Consider the following 18,353-nt stretch of genomic DNA (forward strand, 5'->3'; position numbering starts at 1 on the left):
CGGATAAAGCCTTGACCTCAACTGTGCTTGATCCGCGAGGCTTTGCGGGTGACTTCGTCTTGGGCTTCCCGTCTGTTGCCGTCCGCGTACCGGCCCCTGTTCGGCCACGTCGAGTTCCGGCGGCTGTTGCCGGCCCTAGCGGCCTCGGATCTCGGGGACGGGATGAGCGTGGTGGCCGTGGCGTGGCTCGCCGTGGAGATCGCGCCGCCCGGCCGGTCCGGTCTGCTGGTCGGCGCCGCGATCGCCGCGTACGCGCTGCCCGGGGCCGTGGGGGCACTGGTCTTCGGCCGGTGGCTGCGGCGGCTGCCCGCCCAGCGGCTGGTGGCCGCGGACAGCTGGATCCGCGCCACACTCCTCGGCTGTGTGCCGCTCGCCTGGCTGCTGGGCGTACTGCACCCGGTCCTGTACGTCGTCCTGCTCGCCGGTTCGTCCGTGCTGCACGCCTGGGGCAGCGCCGGCAAGTACTCCCTCCTCGCCCGCATCCTGCCGCCGGAGCAGCGGCTGGCCGCGAACGCCCTGGTCAGTTCGAGCGCCTCGGCCTCCATCATCATCGGCCCCGCCGTCGCCGGGTTCCTGGCGACCGTGCTGAGCCCCGCCTGGCTCATCGGGATCGACGCCGCGTCCTTCGCCGTACTCGCCTTCCAGGTCGGTCGCCTCGGCGGCGCCGCCACGACCGCGGAGACGGCCGCCCCCGTCGACACCGGCCAGTCGGCGGCCGGGCTCCACCTGTTGCGCAGGCAGCCCGAACTGCTCGGCGTCCTGGCCCTGACCTGGTTCTTCAACTTCCTCTACGGCCCGGTCGAGGTCGCGCTCCCGCTCCACGTCACCGCCGATCTGCATGCCGAGTCCAGTCTGCTCGGGTTGTACTGGACGTTCTTCGGCGTGGGTGCCGTCGTGGGCGGCCTCACCGTCGGCGCCCTGAGCCGACTCCCTCTGTGGCCCGTCACCCTGGCGATCGTCGCCGGGTGGGGCTGTGTGCTGGTGCCGTTCGGGCTGGGCGCCCCGGCCGCCGTGACCCTCGTCTGCTTCGCGCTGGGCGGCGTGATCTACGGCCCCTTCACCGCCCTGTCCTACACGCTCTTCCAGGACCGTACGCCGCCGGCCTGGCTCACCACGGTCCTGGCCGCCCGAGGCGCCGCCCTCCTCACCGCCGCCCCCGTCGGCACGGCCCTCGGCGGCCCCCTCACCGCCGCGATGGGCCCCCGCCCCGTCCTGGCCGCCTCCGGCCTCGCGACCATCGCCCTGGCCCTCGTGGCAGCGGCGCTGTGGGCTTGGGGGAGCCGGCGCGGGGCCATCGGGGGCGAACCGAAAGGCGAGGCGAAGGACGAGGCGAAGGACGAGGCGAAGGGCGAGGCGAAGGACGAGGCGAAGGACGAGGCGACGGCCCAGTCGAAGGGGGGCCTGGAGGGTGGCCCAGAGGGATGCCTGGAGTCTGGGCCGGTGGGGCGCCTGGCGGAGTCGGCTGAGGCGGGGCCCCTGCCCGGCGAGAGCAAGTGAGGTGGCGGCGGACCGAGTCGATGGGACCGAGCGGCGGTACTCGGCCGCCTGCCCGGCAACGCCGCTGACGCGCGCCTCTTCGCGGTCGTCCCCCGATAACTCGTTGCCCCCGTCCGTCCGCGCCCACTACCGTTGCCCTCATGACTGCCGGGTCGGCCTTGGGCCGTGAGCGGATGGGTTGCCCGGCCTCTGAGTGAGGTCGGGGCGGGCCAGGGGTCCGCCTGTCGTGGCGTGTGGGAGCACCGCGCCGCAGCACACCACGGACACCGCCTGCACCGCGACCGCGCGCACCGCGCCGTACGGCATCGCGTGCAGCGCACCGCCTGACATCGCCTGCACCGCGTCGGACGACATCGCCCGCACCGCAGCGCGCTGCTCCTCCTTTCCCGCCGTAACGCGCACAGCGCGGCGATCACCCCTGCCCGCACACCACCACACCCACGACGTCACGACACCCGCGACGCCCGCGACGCCCGCGAAGCCACGACGCCCTGGCACCGCGACGTCTGTGACGCCCGGGACGCCGCGGCGCTCCGTCGCGCCTCGGCCCCCGCGCGTCCTCGCCGGAATCGTCACGTCACCGACATCGACAGAAAGCTGAGAATGCCCAACCCCTTCAACCAGCCGGTCATCGAAGAGTTCCGCGCCAACCACGGCAAGGTCGGCGGCATGTTCGAAGGCGCCCGCCTGATCCTCCTCACCACCGTCGGCGCCCGTACGGGCAACCCGCACACCACTCCCCTCGGCTACCTCCCCGACGGCGACGGCACGGTCCTCGTCATCGCGTCGGCCGGGGGTTCGCCCAAGCACCCCGACTGGTACCGGAACGTCCTCGCCAACCCCCGCGTGACCGTCGAGAGCGGGGTGTTCACCTACGAGGCGGACGCCGTCGTCCTGGACGGCGACGAACGCGACCGGGCATTCGCCCGTGCCGTCGAGTCCGACCCGGGGTGGGCCGAGTACCAGGCCAAGACGGACCGTACGATCCCGGTCGTCGCCCTCCGCGAGGTCCCCGTGGCCGGCCCTCCGCACATCAACGCCGGCTCCATGGGCGAGGCCATCAAGGTCGTCCACGACGCCTTCCGCCGTGAACTCGCCCTTATCAAGCAGGAGTTGATCGCGAGCAACGGCAAGGCCGCCCTCGGCGCGCAGCTCCGCGTCAACTGCCTCACCTTCTGCCAGGGGCTGCACAACCACCACACCGGCGAGGACACCATGCTGTTCCCGTTCCTGGCCGACCGGCACCCGGAGCTGGCCCCGACCCTCACCCGCCTCGGTGAGGAGCACGAGCGGATCGCCGCCCTGGTCGAGGACCTGCGCCAGGTACTGACGGCCACGGAGAACGCCGGCACCGGGGCCGTACTCGCCGAAGTGGAGCGGCTCATAGCCGAGCTCGAAGCCCATCTCGACTACGAGGAGCAGCAGTTGATCCCGACCCTGGACGCCGCCTCGGCCGCGGGCTGACCCGGCGGGCGGCAGGTAATGGGCCGCCCCGGACACGGACAAGCCGGTGAGCGGCGGACGAGCCCCCTGGGGGGAGGGAGATCGGGCTCGTGCGTTCCGCCGCTCACCGGCACCTTCGACCGTAGTCACCCCGCCCGGCGCCGAGGTCCGCGCCAGGTCATGACTACGCCGCCATCCGGTAACACCCGTGACACCGGCCCCATCCGACACCGGACTCAGCTGACACCGACCCCATCTGACACCGGCCCGCCCCAGCTGACGCCCCTCCCCCATACCCCCTCACCACGGCACCCCCCACCCATGCACCACGTCCAAGCGCGACACCGCCCGCGTGAGCGCGACGTACAGCCGGTGCAGGCCCCGCGCCTCGGCCGCCGCGATCGCGGCCGGCTCGACGACCACGACATGGTCGTACTCCAGGCCCTTCGCCGTCCGCGCCCCCAGCACCGCGACCCGCGCCCTCAGGTCGTCCGCGCCGCCGGTCGCGATGCCTGCCGCGGCGAGCGCCTCCCGCAGCCGTACGGTCTCGGCGTCGGGGGCGATCACCCCGATGGAACCCTCGCGGGCGAGCGCGTCCCGCACGGCGGTGACGGTTTCCTCGACCACGGCGTCCAGGAGACCGGCGCCCCCGGCAGCCCCCACATCCAGACCGGCGCCCCCGGCAGCCTCCACATCCCCCGCCCGCCGCGTTCCCGCCTCCCCCACCCTCCGCATCCGCAACTCCCCGTCCCCCCGAAGGGATCGGGCCGCCGGCACGTCCACGTCCAGCCGTCCCAGCATGCGGTTGGCCACCTCGACCACGGCCCGCGGTACCCGGAAGCCCGTCGTCAGGGGGACGACGGTCGCGTCCGGTTTGCCGAGGTGGGCGAGGAGGCGGGGCCAGTCGCGGGCCGCCCAAGGGGTGGTTCCCTGGGCCAGGTCGCCCAGGACCGTCACCGAGCCGAACACGGCCCGGCGCCCGATCGCGCGGCACTCCATCGGAGAGAGGTCCTGCGCCTCGTCGATGACGATGTGCCCATACCCCTCGGGGTGTTCGAGGAGCCCCGCCACCTCGTCGAGGAGGACGAGATCGGCGGCCGACCAGCGCGCCGACCGCCACGAGCGCGGCGGCTTCGGCCACAGCACGGCCTTCTGCTCCGCCGCGTCGAGCAGCCCCTCCGCCGCGGCGGCCAGCGCCTCCGGTTCGGCCAGCAGTCGCGCCACGACCTCCTCCGGACGGACCCGCGGCCACACGGAGTCGAGGAACGCGCCCACCGGCCGCGACCGGGACATCCGCCACGCCCAGGCGTTCGACTGCGGCCCGGCCCGCCGCTCCGCCTGCTCCCGCAACAGCCCCACGATCCGCGCCCGGACCCGCTCCCGCCCGGTGTCGTACGGCGGTTCCGGCTCCTCCTGCCGTACGTCCGCCACGATCCGTTCGAGCCGGTCGCCGGGGACCCGCCAGCGGTACGTGCCGTCGGGCACGACCAGCGCGTCGGGCCGCCCGGTGGCGATGCGGGCGTACAGGGCCCGGCGGAGCACCTGCGCCATCCGGACGTCGTGCTTCAGGGCGGCGGCCCGCTCGTCGTCCTCGGCGGTGACCGGCTGCCGGGCGATCTCGTCCATGACGGTCGACTGGCGCACGCCCACCTCGCCGAGCGCCGGAAGGACCTCCGCGATGTACGACAGGAAGGTCCGGTTGGGGCCGAGGATCAGCATGCCGCCGCGGCGGATGCGCTGGGGGTGGGTGTAGAGGAGGTACGCGGCCCGGTGCAGGCCGACCGCCGTCTTGCCGGTGCCGGGGGCGCCCTGCACACAGACGGAGGTCGCGAGACCGGCGCGTACCAGGTCGTCCTGCTCCGGCTGGATGGTGGCGGCGATGTCCCGCATGGGCCCGGTCCTCGGCCGTTCGATCTCGGCGGCGAGGAAACGGCTGGGCGCCGGGCCCTCATCGCCCACGCCCTCTCCACTCACGTCCCCAGCGGCGCGTGCCCCGCCGCCCAGGGGCTCGTCCTCGAACCCGGTCAGGTCGGCCGAGTCGCCCCGGCTGCCGGGGGCCCAGCCGAAGCGCCGCCGGACGGCCACGCCCTTCGGATCACCGGCGCTCGCCTGGTAGAAGGCGCGGGCCACCGGCGCACGCCAGTCCACGACCAGCGGCGGTGACCCCGGGTGCTCGGTGATCCGCAGCCGCCCGAGGTGGTAGCTCTGCCCGGCGTGCTCGCCCTCGTGGCCGTCGTGGCCCTCATGGCCGTCGTCCCCGAAGTCGAGCCGCCCGAAGAACAGCGGGCCCTCCGGCAGATCCCGGAGTGCCTTGGCCTGGCTGCGGAGCCGGTATCCGAGCACCTCCGCGTCGGCCCCCGAGGCGGAGACGTCCTCACCGATCACCACCTGCTCCCCCGCGCCCTCCACCATGGCGGCGAGGGCGGCGCGGCAGGCGTCGTGATGGGCGCGCTCAAGGGCGAGGGCGTTGCGCAGGGAGGGGGACGGGTCGGCCGGGTTCTCGGGCGCACGAGTGGACGTCATTCCGCCGAGCCTACCGAAATAACGTAACCGAGTTAAATTTATTACCGAGGCTCAGCGATGGGGAGCCCTCCCCGGCCTCTCATACGACCAGCGTCCGCTCCAGCCGCCCGAACACGCGCTCGGCCGCCGCGACGGCGTCCCGCTCGATCTCCTCCATCCGCTCCCCCCGCTCGATCCGCCGCCAGTTCTCCATGGCCAGCACCCGTCGTACGGCGACGAGCTGCCCGGCGGCCACCCGCGCGTCGAGTCCGCCACCCAGGGCCTCCGCGAGCGCCTCCTCGGACCGCTCCAGGTGGCCGTACATGCGGGCGACCAGCGACGGCGTGCCGTAGAGGAGCCGGTGGAAGGCGAGGACGCGCGGGTGGTCGTTGAGTCCGGTGACCGGGTCGCGCCGGGCCAGCCCGGCGAGGAAGTGGGCGCGCAGTGCCCCCACCACCGACTCGCCCTCGGCCCGGCCCGCCACGACCCGCGCCGACTCGGTCTCGTGGTCGGCGATCCGGTGCAGGACGAGATCCTCCTTCACCGGGAAGTAGCGGAAGAGGGTCGGCTTGGAGATCTCGGCGGCCGCGGCGATCTCGGCCACGGAGACCGCGTCGAAGCCCTTCTCCAGGAACAGCTCGATCGCGATCTCGGACACCGTCTCGTACGTCCGCCGCTTCTTGCGCTCCCGCAGGCCGGTCTCACTCATGGGTCGAGCCTACGCAGGCACGCGGGCCTCGTCCCCGGCGCCGAGGGAGGGCCGCGAGCCGAGGGAGGGCCGGGCACCCAGAGGGGCGCGGGCACCCAGAGGGGCGCGGGCACCCAGAGGGGCGCGGGCGCCCAGGGCGGCCCCGGCGCCGTGGAAGGCGTGCGACCTGGCGTGGAGTCCCAGGCCCGCGGTCGCGGCGGTCAGGGTCATGGCGTACCCGTCCACCGCCCGGCGCACGTTGGGCGCCTCCAGGCCGTCGCCGGTGACGAGACGGTCGAGGTCGACGTAGGCCGAGCGGACCGTCTCGATCCAGCGGTAGACCCGCCAGTCGTCCTTCCACCCCTTGGTGCACTCCTCCGGCAGGAGCCGGGACCAACGGGTGAACAGCCGCTCCCGGATGTCCGCGAGGGTGGGGGTGAGGTGCATGTGGCGGACCAGATCGTAGAGCGGGTCGCCCACCATCGCCATCTCCCAGTCGATGAGGGTGAGCCCGGCACCGTCCTCGCGCCGTACCAGGTTCCACGGGTTGAGGTCGCCGTGCAGGAGGCTGGGGCGGCGCGGGGCCAGCAGATGGCGCCGCAGGAGTTCCCCCAGCCGGGCGCTGCCGGGCAGTCCCAGTTCCCGGGCGAGGTCGATGGTCTCCTTGGGGAGTTCGGCGACCATCCGGATCAGCTCGTCGCACAGGCGGGGGTAGAAGTCGTCGAGGGACGCGTCGCGGTCCAGCTCCCCGTACTCCGCGCGGGTCAACTCGGCGAGCTGGTCCACGAGGTCGTCCGCCTCGTGCGGCAGCAGGCCGTGCACCGGGTGGTCGGGCTGCCGGATCGTTCCCGTCGGCCCCTCGTAGGAGTGGATGGTGAACCGGTCGCCGAGCGCGCTGGTGCCCAGCGCCAGCACCCGCGGGGCGCGCACCCCCGGGCAGGACCGTTCGACGGCCCGCAGGACGGCGTGCTCGTTGAGGAAGCGGCGCTCCCGGGGCACGGCCGTGCCGACCTTGCGCCGCACCATCACGGGACGCGGGAAGCCGGACACGCGCACGGCCGTACTGAGGTGGGCCGTCCCCCGGAACACCCGGTCCGCGGAGGCCGCGCCCTCCTCGAACAACGCCTCCCGCACCGCCGACGCGGGGAACTCCGGGTGCTCGGGCACCCTCGGGTCGCGCTGCCAGAAGACGGCGGAGACCGCCCGCTCCCGGCTGTGCCGTCGGGCGTGGGACAGGTTCCAGCGGAACAGGACGCGCTCGATCGCGCGCTCGTCGGGCACGCGCCGCAGCCGCAGGGGTTCCTCCGCCGCCACCAGCGCCCGGTGCACGACGCGGGTCGCCTCGTCCAGGTCGCGCTGGTCGAAGGAGTCTCCGAGCGCGGTCGCCGCGCGCATGACGTCGGGGTAGACGGACTGGGCCCGCTCGAAGGCGAGGTAGTGGCCGAGGTCCCGCTCCAGGCCGTTGACGGCCTCGCCCCGCAGCCGGCCCACGGCCTCGCCCCACGCGTCCGTCACCTGCGCCCACTGCTCGCTCGGGTAGCGGGTGCGCACGAGATGGGTGGCCAGGTCGTGCAGCGGGTCGCCGTAGGTCGCCGGCTCCCAGTCGACGCAGACCAGCGGGGGATCGCCGTCGTACGGCACGATCACATTGCCGCGGTGCAGATCGGTGTGGAGCAGGCTGAACGGGCGGCTGGTCATCGCCGGCACCCGTTCGGCGAACCGCACCAGGGCGTCCTCGGGGACGCCCAGGGTCGCGAAGAGCCCGCCGAACGTGTGCCAGTTGCGCCGTCTGATCTGCTCCTCCGCCGCGAGGGCCAGTGCCCGCAGGAAGGCCCGGCTGTCCCTGCTCGACCGGGGCCACGACTGCGGCAGCGGGGGCAGGTCCTTCCTGCGCACCCGGGTCATGTCCGCCAGCAGCCCGGTGAGGCCCTGGATCAGCCGGGCGTCCAGCGGAGTGCCGTCGGGGTGGAGGCTGGACAGCGGTACGCCCGGCACATGGGTCAGGACGGTCAGGTCCCGGTGCCGGACGAGACACCGCGGTGTGTACGGCAGGAACCGGTGGACCGCGCGCAGGATCTCGGCCTCGTCCTGCCAGGTCCGCACGACCACGGGCAGCGCCGGCCGAACGCGCCGGCGCACGGTGACGGACTGCCCTGCCTCGCAGCCCAGGAGCCGCCGGTCGGCCTCGGTCGGCGTCCGCACGGTGTGGTTCAGATGGTGATGGCCCCGGCCGGCCGAGCCCAGAGCTTCCGCACGGCGCACGAACTCGTCGTACGCCGTCCTCCGGGCACCAGGCATGGGTGGACCATCCAAGGGTCACTCCTGAACAGCCGTGCGTCGCCTCTGATGTTCATGCGACGAAAGTGAGAGTGGGGCCACTGTAATGGGCTGAGCCCCGCGCCACCCGGCCAATGGCTCGTTCAGGACTTGCGCTCGGCTCTCCCGTCCGGTCGTCCTGTTCCCCGGGGCTGGTGGGGGCCGCGGCGCTGTCCTCGCGGAAGGGCCCTACGTCCGGGACCGGAGCACTTTCAGGACGGTTTCCAGCGACCGGACGACGACTCCGGCGCCCGCGTCCCGCAGCTGTCTCCCCTTGTCCTCGTCACGGGCGTAGCCGAGGAACGGCACTCCCGCCCGTTCGGCGGCTATCAGGTCGGTCGGGGTGTCGCCGATCATCAGGGCGGCGGACGGTGTGGCGCCGAGTGCGCCGAGGGCCCGGTTCAGACAGTGGGGGTCCGGTTTCAGCAGGTGGAGGTCGCTCGTCCGGCCGTATATGTGCCGGCTGAAGCAGCCCGTCAGGCCCCGGCCGGCGAGGTAATCGGCCACGGTGCGCGGGGAGTTGTTGGTGGCCACGGCGAGCCGGCTGCCGAGCGCCGACCAGGTGCGGATGAGCGGATCGGCGTACGCGGTGGGCATGGCCGAGGCGACCGCCTTCAGCTCCAGCTGGGTGAACCTCTCCTCCAGCTCGGCGACCAGATCGCTGCGCGGGCGCCTTCGGTTGATGGCGTACAGCACGACCATCGGGTCCGGATGGACCCGTTCCTCGTCGGTGAGCAGGCCGTGCAGTCCCTGCCCCTCCAGCCATGCGACCAGGTCCTTCGCCACCTGCTCCGCGGAGTGGCCCGCGAACAGCCGGCAGATCGGGCCGTCGAAGTCGAACACCACGTAACGAACAGGAGCGATCAGCTCACGCAGGATCTCTGTCTCAACCGTCACCGCATCAGTCTGCGTCGTATCAGGCGTCACTAGGAGAGTGTCAGGTCCGTGGTGATGGTTTCCCAGAGGGCGTCGAACCACTGCTGGGACTGCTCCACGAACGCCTCGTCCCGCCGACTGGTCTCCCGCGCGAACGAGAACAGCAGCGACTGGGTCCCGAAGGCGTCGTACATCTCCAGCGGGCCGCCCTCCAACTGCTCCTCGCGCCTCATGAGCGTGTAGTACGCGATGAGGGCCTCGGTGCCGTTGAGGAGGTACAGCTTCACCGGCGGGGTGAACGGCAGCGCCCGGAAGGTCACGCGGACGTCGATGCCGTGGGAGGTGCGCAGCGCCCGGAGGTTGTGGCGCAGCACGCGGATCTGGGCGTTGCGCTGGTCCAGCCAGCGCTTGTGGACGGGGTCCTCGTCGTCGTCCTCGCCGCGGCCCTCGACCGGCACCGGAAAGGCCAGGTTGATCTTCCGGGACGGCAGGAGGATCCGGACGTCGATCGACTCGGGGCGGATCGTTCCCTCGTGGATGAGGCGGACCGGTTCGCCGAGCGCCAGCATCAGGGTCTCGGCGGTGAGGCAGGCGGCGTCGACCCGGACGTGCGGTGCCGAGAACGCCTCGGCGAGCCGGGGTGCGAGGCCCACCATCGTGGGCTGGGGCTCGTGGCCGGTGGGGCGGGTGGCCTCGGCGACGCGGGGCGGGCTGCCCTTGCTCACATTGCTCAGCAACCCGGCCTCGTGCAGGACGCGCAGGGCCTGTCGCACGGTGCCGCGCTCGACGCCGAACTCGTCGGCCAGCTCGGCCTGGGTGGGCAGCCGTTCGCCCGGCCGCAGGGCGCCGCTGCGGATGCGTTCCCGCAGGGTGTCGGCGATCTCCTGGGACGAGAGCCTTCTGCTGCCGTTCACTGCGACGTTCTCCTGGGTCACGACCAAAACGCTACAACTTTGATCCATCTTTGTGGAGTTCACTGCAAGGTGGTTATGAGTATCGACCAAGTGGGCACCATCTATGCAGAGTTGGTAACCAACTTGGTGAAGTTGGCGGAAGTTCTGCCTCCTCTTGCCCGACCCGCCTCAGCGCCTCGAAGGAGGTACCACCATGCCCGCCATCGCCCTTCTCTCCGCCATCGCCGTCGTCGCCTTCGAGCAGACGGTCGAGTGGCGCTACGGCACGATGGGGATCGTCGGCCTGCTGTTCCTCACCATCGGCCTGAAGGCACGCAACCACACGTGCAGCTCCATCGGCGCCGTCATCCTCGCACTGCTCTTCGCGGGCCCCGCCTTCTGACCCCACCGAGGGGCCGCGGTCCCGCCCCCGGCGCGCCGTCAGCTCGTGAGCACCAGCTCCGAGCTGATCGTCTCCCACAGCGCGTCGAACCACAGCCGGGACTGCTCGACGAAGCTCGCGTCCCGCGGGGCCGAGGCGGCGCCCCGCTCGAAGGCGAACAGCATCGACTGGGTGCCCTCGGCGTCGTACATCTCCAGCTGCTCGCTGTCCACTTCCGCCTCCGTCCGCTGCACGGTGTAGTACGCGAACAGCGCCTCCGTGCCGTTGAGGAGGTACAGCTTCACCGGCGGGGTGAACGGCAGCGCGCGGAACGTGACATGGACGTCGACGCCGTGCGTGGACCGCAGGGCCAGCAGGTTGTGCCGCAGCACCTGGCCCTGGGCGTTGCGCTGGGCGAGCCAGCGGCGTTGCAGCCGGCCGTCGACCGAGGCGTCGACCGGCGCGGGGAACGCGAGCGGGATGTCCCGGCTCGGCAGCAGCACCCGCACGTCGACCCTGGCCGGTTTTATGCGCCCCGCGTGAATCTCGCGCAACGGCTCACCCACGGCGAGCGTGAGGGACACCGCTGTGAGGCAGAGGGCGTCGATCACCACGTGCGGGGCGGCGAAGGCGGCGGATATGCGCGGGGCGAGTTCCACCATGGTGGGGCGCGGCGGCGCTCCGGGACCACCGGTGAACGTCTTTGCCAGGTCCGGAGCCACCGTCGCGGGGCTCCCCTTGGAAACGTTGGTGAGCAGCTGCTCCGACTGGAGGATGCGCAGCGCCTGGCGGACGGCACCGCGCTCCACGCCGAACTCGTCGGCGAGCTTGGCCTGGGTGGGCATGCGCTGTCCCGGTCGCAGCTCGCCGGACCTGATCCGGCGGCGCAACACGTCGGCCACCTCGTGATGTGACCTCTGGGGCCGCTGTGACGACTTCCGTCGATCGACGGCCGCACCTTCCCGCTCCACGAACAAACATTACAACTTCGCGCCATCTTGCGGCAGTTCATGGGAAGGTGGTTATGAGACGACTCCAAGCGGAGATAAGTAAGGAAGAGTTGGTCGCCAACTTCGCTGACATGGTCAAACTTTCAGCTTGTTGGTGACCTGGCTCACACAGACCGACCGATCGACCTCCCTTCCGGAGGGGAGCCGGGAGTTCGACCGGTTCGCACAGTCACAACTGAATGGCACAGCCACAACTGAATGCGCAGCCACAACCACAACTGAATAGCTACGGATGCAGCACACCCGCACACCGAGGAAAGGTCGAACGACAACTCCCGGGTCCCGGCGGCGGACCCGACATCAGAAGAGGTCCGGGCACCACGGGCGCCTGGACGTCCGCAGCAGGGCGTCGGCGACAGCGGCGGCGCCCTTCCGCTGTTCCCCGACCCGGCCGAGCGCGACGAGTCGCACCGCCGACTCGTCGCCCAGCCACAGCGTGGCGAGGTCCGCGACGTCCAGCACCAGATCGCCGTCCTCGCTCGTCGGCACACAACTCACGCCGTCCGGACCGGCGTCCAGTCGGTAGCGCCCGGCCGCGAACCGGCCGCCGTCGACGATCTCCAGCACCAGCGTCCCGGTCCCCGCGTACGTCCGCGCCTCCAGGGCCCGTACGACGTCCAGGATCCGCACCCACAACCAGTCGGCCTGGGCGGTGACGCGCGCGGCGCGCGGGTCGGGGAAGAACTGCGGGAGGAGGTCGTCGGGGGCCCGCCAGCCCGTCTTGACCTTGGTGATCCAGTCGATCGAGCACAGGAAGTGCCACAGGGCGCGCTCGGCGGCCGGGGTCGTCGCGATCAGCCAGTTGACGTCGGCCGTGTTGTGCGGCTGCTTGTCGTGCCAGTTGTCGTCCGACTCGTACGAGACGAGGCCCTGGACCTCGCCGGCCGCCGAGCGGTACACGGCGTAGAACGGCTCGGTCCACGACGAGACGATGCCCCGCTCACCGGTGTTGAGCCGCCACCAACGCTCTTCGCGGTCCACGGCACCCGGCTGGGCGAGACGCAGCCGCTCGTGCAGTTCCGGGCCCAGCTTGCGGACGTCGGCCCCGTCGACGAGGTCGATGCGGCCGCCGTCGGCCGGGCCGGACCAGCGGGCGTCGAGTCCGGTGCGGGGCACGTCGATCGTCCACTGGGTGGTCCACGTGGCGGGGCCGAACCCGTAGCGGCCGTAGATCGGGTACTCGGCGGCGATCAGCGTGGCGACGACGTCTCCGCGGTCCTTCGCGGCGGCGAGGTCCTCGGCCATCATCCGGGTCAGGAGGCCCCGGCGGCGGTGCGTGGGGCTGACCGTGACGTTCGAGATGGCGTCGGCGGGGACGGCGGCGCCGCCCACGACCGTCAGCCGCTGCGGGAACGAACGGAACGTGGCGACGCAGCGGTCCCCGTCGAAAGCGCCGAGCGTGCGGGCCGGGATGATGTGCGCGGTGCGGTCCTTGAGCTCCTGCTCGGACCAGGTCTCCGGCGGCCGCAGGAACCCGGTGTTCAGCGCGCGGATCCAATCGGCCTTGTCGTCCTCGCCGATGGCACGCACGACGATGTCCTGGGAGGGGCTCATGAACCCACGCTAGGGGGTGCGCGGACCGGCTGTCGCGGGGTTTTCGAGCGCGGCGGGCAGGGGGCCGGGGGGGGTGCGTTGGCGGGTGCGGGTGGGTGGGGGTTGCTCGCGCAGTTCCCCGCGCCCCTGAAAAGCGACCGGGGCTGCGCCCCGTGCTTTCAACGGCGACACCTGCTGAAGGGCGGGCCGCAGGCCCGTTCCCTTCAGGGGCGCGGGGAACTGCGCGAGGAACCACGACGGACCCGCGGCCGCCGAACCGACAAGCGCCCCCGCCCCACTGGGCGCCCCCTCAAACACCAGGCGCCCTCAGAACACCGCCCGTACCTCCCCCACCATCCGCCCACCCCCCAGCAACGGCAGCCGGCTGATCCGGGAGATCACCGGCCCCTCCACCCCCATCAGCGTCAACGCCCGCCCGAGCACCGGCCCCAACGCCCGCCCCCCACCGTCGTCGACCTTGAACGCGAGGGCCCGGCCGTCGGGCAGCGCCACCGCCTGGACCGCCTCCGCGCCCATCTTGGACAACGCACCCGGCACCTCCCGCATGAGCCACGTGTCGTGGCGGCGCGTACCGGCGACGTACTCGGGATGGGCCCGCATCGCGTCGGCCACCCGGCGCTCCGCGGACCCCTCCGGCGCGAGCACGAACGAGCGGAACGCACGGGCCAGCCCCGTGAGACTGATCGCCATCAACGGGGCACCGCAGCCGTCCACACCCACCGCCGCCACCGGCTCCCCCGCGGCCTCCTCGACCACCGTGCGGATGAGCCGCTGGAGGGGATGGTCCGGCTCCAGGTACGACGCGAGGGGCCACCCCCGCAGCGCCGCCGCCGCGAGCATCGCCGTGTGCTTGCCGGAGCAGTTCATGGTGACCCGGTCGCGGACACCGCCTGCGGCCAGATACTCCTCCGCCTCCACCCGGTCCAACGGCAGATCCTCCGGGCACCCCAGCGCCTGCGCGTCGAGCCCGGACTCCGCGAGCATCTTCCGTACGAGGTCCCGGTGGAACGTCTCCCCCGAGTGGCTCGCGGCGGCCAGCGCCAGCCGCTCGCCCGCGAGGTCGAGCCCCGCCCGCAGCACGCCGGCGGCCTGCATCGGCTTGTTCGCGGACCTGGGGAAGACGGGCGCCGTCACGTCGCCCCAGGCCCGCTCCACGGCCCCGTCCGCGCCCAGCAGCACGAGGCTTCCCCGATGCCGCCCCTCGACGAACCCCGACCGCACGAGCTCCGCGAGAACGGGCGGAACAGACACCTCACCGGACCCGGCAGTCGTCCCCCGTCCTCCTGACCCGGCAGCCGTCCCCGCTCCACCGGATCCGGCAGTCGTCTCAACGGGGCCGGACGCGGCGGGTATCTCCGGCTCTATGGGGTTCGCGGGCATCGGCGGTCACCTTCCGGTACGGGAGCGGCGGGATCTCACTCCGGTACCCAACACCGGCCACCCGCCACACCATGCCCGCCCCACCATGCCCGTCGCCCCGGCTCCGCGGTCACCGGAGCCGGGGCGACGAGCCGAAGCGGCGGTCGTACCCGGTGTCTCAGAGGAGCAGGTCGTCCACCTGTGCCTCACCCTCGCGGTAGCGCCGCGCGATCTCGGCGCTGCACTCGTCCGCCGTGCGCTGGAGCCGCTGACGGCGGCCGGACACCTGCTGCTCGTAGCGGACGAGGCGGCCGAGCCCGGCGGTGAGTTCCTCGTCGGTGCGGGCGGCGAGGTCGGACAGTTCGACCTCGGCGAGCATCTCGGCCGCCAGCAGCCGGTACTCCTCGCCGTGCGGTGTCCCCACGGTGACGTGCCGGGCCGACGAACGGTGCCGGGCCGGCGCGTCGATGAGGATCTCGGAGAGCCGGTCGACCAGCGCCGGCGTACGCCCGTCGGAGCCGGACGGCTGTGCCGTACCCCCTCGGCGTGCCAACTCGGCGCGCAGGATGTCGATCCGGCCCTGGAGCAGCCGCCGCACATAGCTGAGGTCGGCCTCGTCCCGCTGGGCGTCCCGGCGCAGGGTGCGCAGCTCCGGCAGTCGCAGCCGGGACAGGTCGTGCTCCGGCGGGTCCGGCGGCACCAGTGGTTCGCTGTCCGTGCGCTGGACCGGCGGCCGGCGGATCCCGGGTGCGGGCCCCGGTCCCGTCCGGGCAAATGTGGCAGTGCCCGGGGGCTGCCCGGTACTCGATGTGCTCATGCGCCTCAACCGTCCCCTCGACCGGTGTGTGTGAGCATGGTGCCACTCTCGGTGGCCACGATGGACCGAGTCCCCCCGATCCACCCCCAGATGGTCGCTAATGGATCAATAAGAAAGACCGGGCAAAGTGCGCTTCAAACGCCCGTGATCACAAACCCCCCGTAAGGAGGACCCCCTCACGCACGGCTGATGGACGGCGGCGGCATGATGGTCGGCATGCGTGCGGTGGTGCAGAGGGTCGACGGCGCGAGCGTCGTCGTGGACGGTGAGACGGTCGGGGCGATCGAGGGCGAGGGCCTGTGCGTCCTGGTCGGGGTGACCCACGAGGACACGAAGGAGAAGGCCGCGCAGCTGGCGCGGAAGCTATGGTCGCTGCGGATGCTGAACGACGAGAAGTCGTGCAGCGACATCGACGCGCCGCTGCTCGTGATCAGCCAGTTCACCCTGTACGGGGATGCCCGCAAGGGCCGTCGGCCCACGTGGAACGCGGCGGCGCCGGGCGATGTCGCGGAGCCGCTCGTCGACGAGGTGGTCGCCCAGTTGCGGGCCCTGGGGGCGACGGTGGCGACGGGACGGTTCGGCGCGAAGATGCGGGTGTCCCTGACGAACGACGGCCCCTTCACGGTCCTGCTGGAGATGTAGGGGCGCCCGGCCGACCACGGCCGAGCGCCCTCACCGAGCCGAACGGGCCCTACGCCCCTGCGGCCCGACAGCCCCACGGCCCCCTACGGCCCTACGGCTCGACGATCACTTCCTGGGCCGCCGCGGTCGTGTCCGCCAGGAGCGGCGCGTCCACGGGGACGTTCCGCTTCACCAGGGCCAGCGCGACCGGGCCCAGCTCGTGGTGGCGTACCGACGTGGTGATGAAGCCGAGCTTGCGGCCCTCGGGGCCGTCGTCGGCGAGCCGGATGTCCGTGCCGGGGGGCGGCAGGTGTACCTCGCTGCCGTCGAGGTGGAGGAAGACCAGCCGACGCGGCGGCTTGCCCAGGTTCTGCACACGGGCGACCGTCTCCTGGCCGCGGTAGCAGCCCTTCTGGAGGTGCACCGCCGAGCCGATCCAGCCCAGCTCGTGCGGAATGGTGCGGTGGTCGGTCTCGAAGCCCAGGCGGGGCCGGTGCTGCTCGACGCGCAGCGCCTCGTAGGCGAGCAGGCCCGCCGCCGGGCCGGCCTTCTCGGCGTACGTCTCCAGGTCCGCCCGCGGGAGGAACAGGTCACGGCCGTACGGCGTCTCGCGGACGACGACGCCCTCGGGGACCTCGGTGATCGACCCGGCGGGGAGGTGGACGACCGCGAAGTCGTCCGTGCGGTCGGCGACCTCGACCCGGTAGAAGAACTTCATCGACTCCAGGTACGCGAGCAGCGCCTCCCGGGTGCCGGGCTCGATGTGGGCCCACACCGTCTCGCCGTCGTCGACGAGGTACAGGGCGTGCTCGATGTGGCCGTTGGCGGAGAGGATGAGGGCCTCGGTGGCCTGGCCGGTCGGGAGTTCGCTGACGTGCTGGGTGAGCAGCAGATGCAGCCAACTGAGCCGGTCCTGGCCGGTGACGGTGATGACGCCCCGGTGGGAGAGGTCGACGAATCCGGTGCCGTCGGCGAGAGCGCGCTGTTCGCGGAACAGATCGCCGTAGTGGGCGGCGACACCTTCGTCCACGCCCTCCGCGGGGACGGCGCCGGGCAGGGACAGCAGAGGGCTTTTCATACGACTAAGCCTACGACTCGGTATTTGAATCTTTCAGGTCGTCAGGGGCGCTCCGGCCCGTGTCACCCCCACCGCCGCCGCTCGGCGGCGCGGCCTTCCCGCTGCGCGCCGCCTTCTCGGCCTTCGCGGAGCAGTCCGCGCAGCGGCCGAAGATCGCGAAGTGCTTCATGTCCGTGTCGAAGCCGAACGTCTCGCGCAGCTTGTCCGTGAACTCGGCGGCCACCGAGACATCGGCCTCGATGACCGTGGTGCAGTCCCGGCACACGAGGTGGATGTGGTGGTGCCGGTCGGCCAGGTGGTACGTCGGCGCGCCGTGCCCCAGGTGGGCGTGGCTGACCAGCCCCAGCTCCTCCAGGAGCTCCAGGGTCCGGTAGACGGTGGAAATGTTGACCCCCGACGCCGTCTTCCTCACTTCGGCGAGGATGTCGTCGGGGGTCGCGTGCTCCAGGGTGTCCACGGCTTCGAGCACAAGCTGCCGCTGCGGCGTCAGGCGGTAACCGCGCTGCCGCAGATCAGTCTTCCAGTCGGTGCTCACCACACTGGAAGTCTAATGACTACTTGAAGAAGGCGATGCCGTCGTCCGGCATGTCGTCGGGGAGGGCCTTGGCCCAGCGCTCGACGTCCTCCGGGGTGACGACCTTCTTCAGGTGGGCGGACATGTAGGGGCGCAGCTCGACCTCGGGGGTCTGCTTCTCGCCGACCCACATGAGGTCGCTGTTGACGTAGCCGTACAGCCGCTTGCCGCCGGTGTAGGGGCCGGAGGCGGCGGTCCGGGCGACGGCGTCGGTGACCAGGTCGATCTGGGGCTTCTTGTCGGCGAGCTCGCCGTACCAGACCTCGACGACACCGTCGTTGCGGACCATGGTGACCTCGACCTTGCGGTCGGCGTCGATCCGCCAGAAACCGGACTCGGACTCCAGCGGACGGACCTTGTTGCCCTCGTTGTCCAGCACCCAGGAGTGGGAGTGGTACTCGAGGAAGTCCCGGCCGTCGTGGGTGAAGGAGACCTCCTGGCCGAAGTTGCACTTCTCGGCGCCGGGGAAGTCGTGGACGCCCGCACCGGACCAGTTCCCGAGCAGGAAAGCGAGGGGGACGAGGTCCTTGTGAAGGTCGGACGGGATCTCGATCATGAGTGGCGGTTCCTGGAGTGGTCGGTCAGCGCTGGCCCTGGTACAGCTTCTTCACAGCCAGTCCGGTGAAGGCGAGAACGCCGACACAGACCGCGACCAGCAGGAGTTCGAAGAAGAGTTCCACGGGGTGCTCCTCGAAATGAGCGAAGGTTCGGTACTACACAGGGCCGACCCCCAGCTTACGCGG

Annotated in this window: 16 protein-coding genes; 4 read left to right on the top strand and 12 right to left on the bottom strand. The window is 71.9% G+C overall.

Going from position 1 to position 18,353, the window contains the following annotated elements; genetic code table 11:
* The first annotated feature begins 48 nt into the window (after nt 1-48).
* Together M8J73_RS30965 and M8J73_RS30970 are read left to right on the top strand one after the other, a co-directional pair.
* Entirely contained in the window at nt 49-1,497 is a 1,449-nt protein-coding gene (locus M8J73_RS30965) for an MFS transporter (RefSeq protein ID WP_249829338.1), read from the top strand.
* 603 nt (nt 1,498-2,100) lie between these two features.
* Nucleotides 2,101-2,961, top strand: coding sequence for a nitroreductase/quinone reductase family protein (locus M8J73_RS30970; protein ID WP_249829339.1), 861 nt, complete (start codon nt 2,101-2,103; stop codon nt 2,959-2,961).
* A gap of 279 nt (nt 2,962-3,240) precedes the next feature.
* Here M8J73_RS30970 and M8J73_RS30975 read toward each other — a convergent pair whose 3' ends face one another.
* The 5 genes from M8J73_RS30975 to M8J73_RS30995 form a co-directional block, all read right to left on the bottom strand.
* Nucleotides 3,241-5,463 (bottom strand): HelD family protein, encoded by a 2,223-nt coding sequence (locus tag M8J73_RS30975; RefSeq protein ID WP_249829340.1) that lies wholly within the window; start codon nt 5,461-5,463, stop codon nt 3,241-3,243.
* A gap of 79 nt (nt 5,464-5,542) precedes the next feature.
* Nucleotides 5,543-6,151: a TetR family transcriptional regulator gene (locus tag M8J73_RS30980; RefSeq protein ID WP_249829341.1), complete on the bottom strand. Its 609-nt coding sequence runs from the start codon at nt 6,149-6,151 to the stop codon at nt 5,543-5,545.
* A 9-nt stretch (nt 6,152-6,160) separates the two neighbouring features.
* Nucleotides 6,161-8,428: a phosphotransferase family protein gene (locus M8J73_RS30985; RefSeq protein ID WP_249829342.1), complete on the bottom strand. Its 2,268-nt coding sequence runs from the start codon at nt 8,426-8,428 to the stop codon at nt 6,161-6,163.
* Nucleotides 8,429-8,635: 207 nt separating this feature from the next.
* On the bottom strand, nt 8,636-9,343 hold the full coding sequence (locus M8J73_RS30990; protein WP_240501227.1) for an HAD family hydrolase: 708 nt from the start codon (nt 9,341-9,343) through the stop codon (nt 8,636-8,638).
* 29 nt (nt 9,344-9,372) lie between these two features.
* Nucleotides 9,373-10,236, bottom strand: a complete 864-nt coding sequence (locus M8J73_RS30995) for a GntR family transcriptional regulator (protein WP_055538564.1) — start codon at nt 10,234-10,236, stop codon at nt 9,373-9,375.
* Between the two features lie 193 nt (nt 10,237-10,429).
* On the opposite strand from M8J73_RS30995, the gene M8J73_RS31000 reads away from it, so the two are divergent.
* A complete protein-coding gene (locus M8J73_RS31000; protein ID WP_055538560.1) occupies nt 10,430-10,618 on the top strand; it encodes a hypothetical protein in 189 nt (62 codons plus the stop codon).
* Between the two features lie 38 nt (nt 10,619-10,656).
* On the opposite strand, the gene M8J73_RS31005 is transcribed toward M8J73_RS31000, so the two are convergent.
* From M8J73_RS31005 to M8J73_RS31020, 4 genes are all read right to left on the bottom strand, one after another.
* On the bottom strand, nt 10,657-11,499 hold the full coding sequence (locus M8J73_RS31005) for a winged helix-turn-helix domain-containing protein (RefSeq protein ID WP_055538561.1): 843 nt from the start codon (nt 11,497-11,499) through the stop codon (nt 10,657-10,659).
* Nucleotides 11,500-11,907: 408 nt separating this feature from the next.
* Nucleotides 11,908-13,161, bottom strand: coding sequence for a GNAT family N-acetyltransferase (locus M8J73_RS31010; RefSeq protein WP_055538562.1), 1,254 nt, complete (start codon nt 13,159-13,161; stop codon nt 11,908-11,910).
* Nucleotides 13,162-13,467: 306 nt separating this feature from the next.
* Nucleotides 13,468-14,541 carry an asparaginase gene (locus M8J73_RS31015; RefSeq protein WP_372504045.1) on the bottom strand — a complete coding sequence of 358 codons (1,074 nt, stop codon included), beginning with the start codon at nt 14,539-14,541 and terminating at the stop codon, nt 13,468-13,470.
* A 157-nt stretch (nt 14,542-14,698) separates the two neighbouring features.
* On the bottom strand, nt 14,699-15,337 hold the full coding sequence (locus M8J73_RS31020) for an RsiG family protein (protein WP_055537814.1): 639 nt from the start codon (nt 15,335-15,337) through the stop codon (nt 14,699-14,701).
* Nucleotides 15,338-15,553: 216 nt separating this feature from the next.
* On the opposite strand from M8J73_RS31020, the gene dtd reads away from it, so the two are divergent.
* Nucleotides 15,554-15,979 carry a D-aminoacyl-tRNA deacylase gene (dtd, locus tag M8J73_RS31025; RefSeq protein ID WP_055537815.1) on the top strand — a complete coding sequence of 142 codons (426 nt, stop codon included), beginning with the start codon at nt 15,554-15,556 and terminating at the stop codon, nt 15,977-15,979.
* A 91-nt stretch (nt 15,980-16,070) separates the two neighbouring features.
* On the opposite strand, the gene ygfZ is transcribed toward dtd, so the two are convergent.
* The 3 genes from ygfZ to M8J73_RS31040 are packed head-to-tail and all read right to left on the bottom strand — an operon-like array spanning nt 16,071 to nt 18,166.
* Nucleotides 16,071-17,036 carry a CAF17-like 4Fe-4S cluster assembly/insertion protein YgfZ gene (ygfZ, locus tag M8J73_RS31030; RefSeq protein ID WP_055537813.1) on the bottom strand — a complete coding sequence of 322 codons (966 nt, stop codon included), beginning with the start codon at nt 17,034-17,036 and terminating at the stop codon, nt 16,071-16,073.
* Between the two features lie 10 nt (nt 17,037-17,046).
* On the bottom strand, nt 17,047-17,574 hold the full coding sequence (locus M8J73_RS31035; RefSeq protein WP_055537812.1) for a Fur family transcriptional regulator: 528 nt from the start codon (nt 17,572-17,574) through the stop codon (nt 17,047-17,049).
* Nucleotides 17,575-17,590: 16 nt separating this feature from the next.
* Nucleotides 17,591-18,166, bottom strand: a complete 576-nt coding sequence (locus M8J73_RS31040; protein ID WP_055513213.1) for a heme-binding beta-barrel domain-containing protein — start codon at nt 18,164-18,166, stop codon at nt 17,591-17,593.
* Nucleotides 18,167-18,353: the final 187 nt, after the last annotated feature.

Source organism: Streptomyces neyagawaensis, from assembly GCF_023516595.1.
GTDB classification, from domain to species: domain Bacteria; phylum Actinomycetota; class Actinomycetes; order Streptomycetales; family Streptomycetaceae; genus Streptomyces; species Streptomyces neyagawaensis.

Excerpts from the sequence above, each read along its gene's own strand:
- M8J73_RS31015 (WP_372504045.1), bottom strand. The coding sequence starts at position 14,541 with ATGCCCGCGAACCCCATAGAGCCGGAGATACCCGCCGCGTCCGGCCCC.
- M8J73_RS30980 (WP_249829341.1), bottom strand. The coding sequence starts at position 6,151 with ATGAGTGAGACCGGCCTGCGGGAGCGCAAGAAGCGGCGGACGTACGAG.
- M8J73_RS31010 (WP_055538562.1), bottom strand. The coding sequence starts at position 13,161 with ATGAGCCCCTCCCAGGACATCGTCGTGCGTGCCATCGGCGAGGACGAC.
- M8J73_RS30985 (WP_249829342.1), bottom strand. The coding sequence starts at position 8,428 with ATGCCTGGTGCCCGGAGGACGGCGTACGACGAGTTCGTGCGCCGTGCG.
- dtd (WP_055537815.1), top strand. The coding sequence starts at position 15,554 with ATGCGTGCGGTGGTGCAGAGGGTCGACGGCGCGAGCGTCGTCGTGGAC.
- M8J73_RS30970 (WP_249829339.1), top strand. The coding sequence starts at position 2,101 with ATGCCCAACCCCTTCAACCAGCCGGTCATCGAAGAGTTCCGCGCCAAC.
- M8J73_RS31000 (WP_055538560.1), top strand. The coding sequence starts at position 10,430 with ATGCCCGCCATCGCCCTTCTCTCCGCCATCGCCGTCGTCGCCTTCGAG.
- M8J73_RS30975 (WP_249829340.1), bottom strand. The coding sequence starts at position 5,463 with ATGACGTCCACTCGTGCGCCCGAGAACCCGGCCGACCCGTCCCCCTCC.
- M8J73_RS31040 (WP_055513213.1), bottom strand. The coding sequence starts at position 18,166 with ATGATCGAGATCCCGTCCGACCTTCACAAGGACCTCGTCCCCCTCGCT.
- ygfZ (WP_055537813.1), bottom strand. The coding sequence starts at position 17,036 with ATGAAAAGCCCTCTGCTGTCCCTGCCCGGCGCCGTCCCCGCGGAGGGC.
- M8J73_RS31020 (WP_055537814.1), bottom strand. The coding sequence starts at position 15,337 with ATGAGCACATCGAGTACCGGGCAGCCCCCGGGCACTGCCACATTTGCC.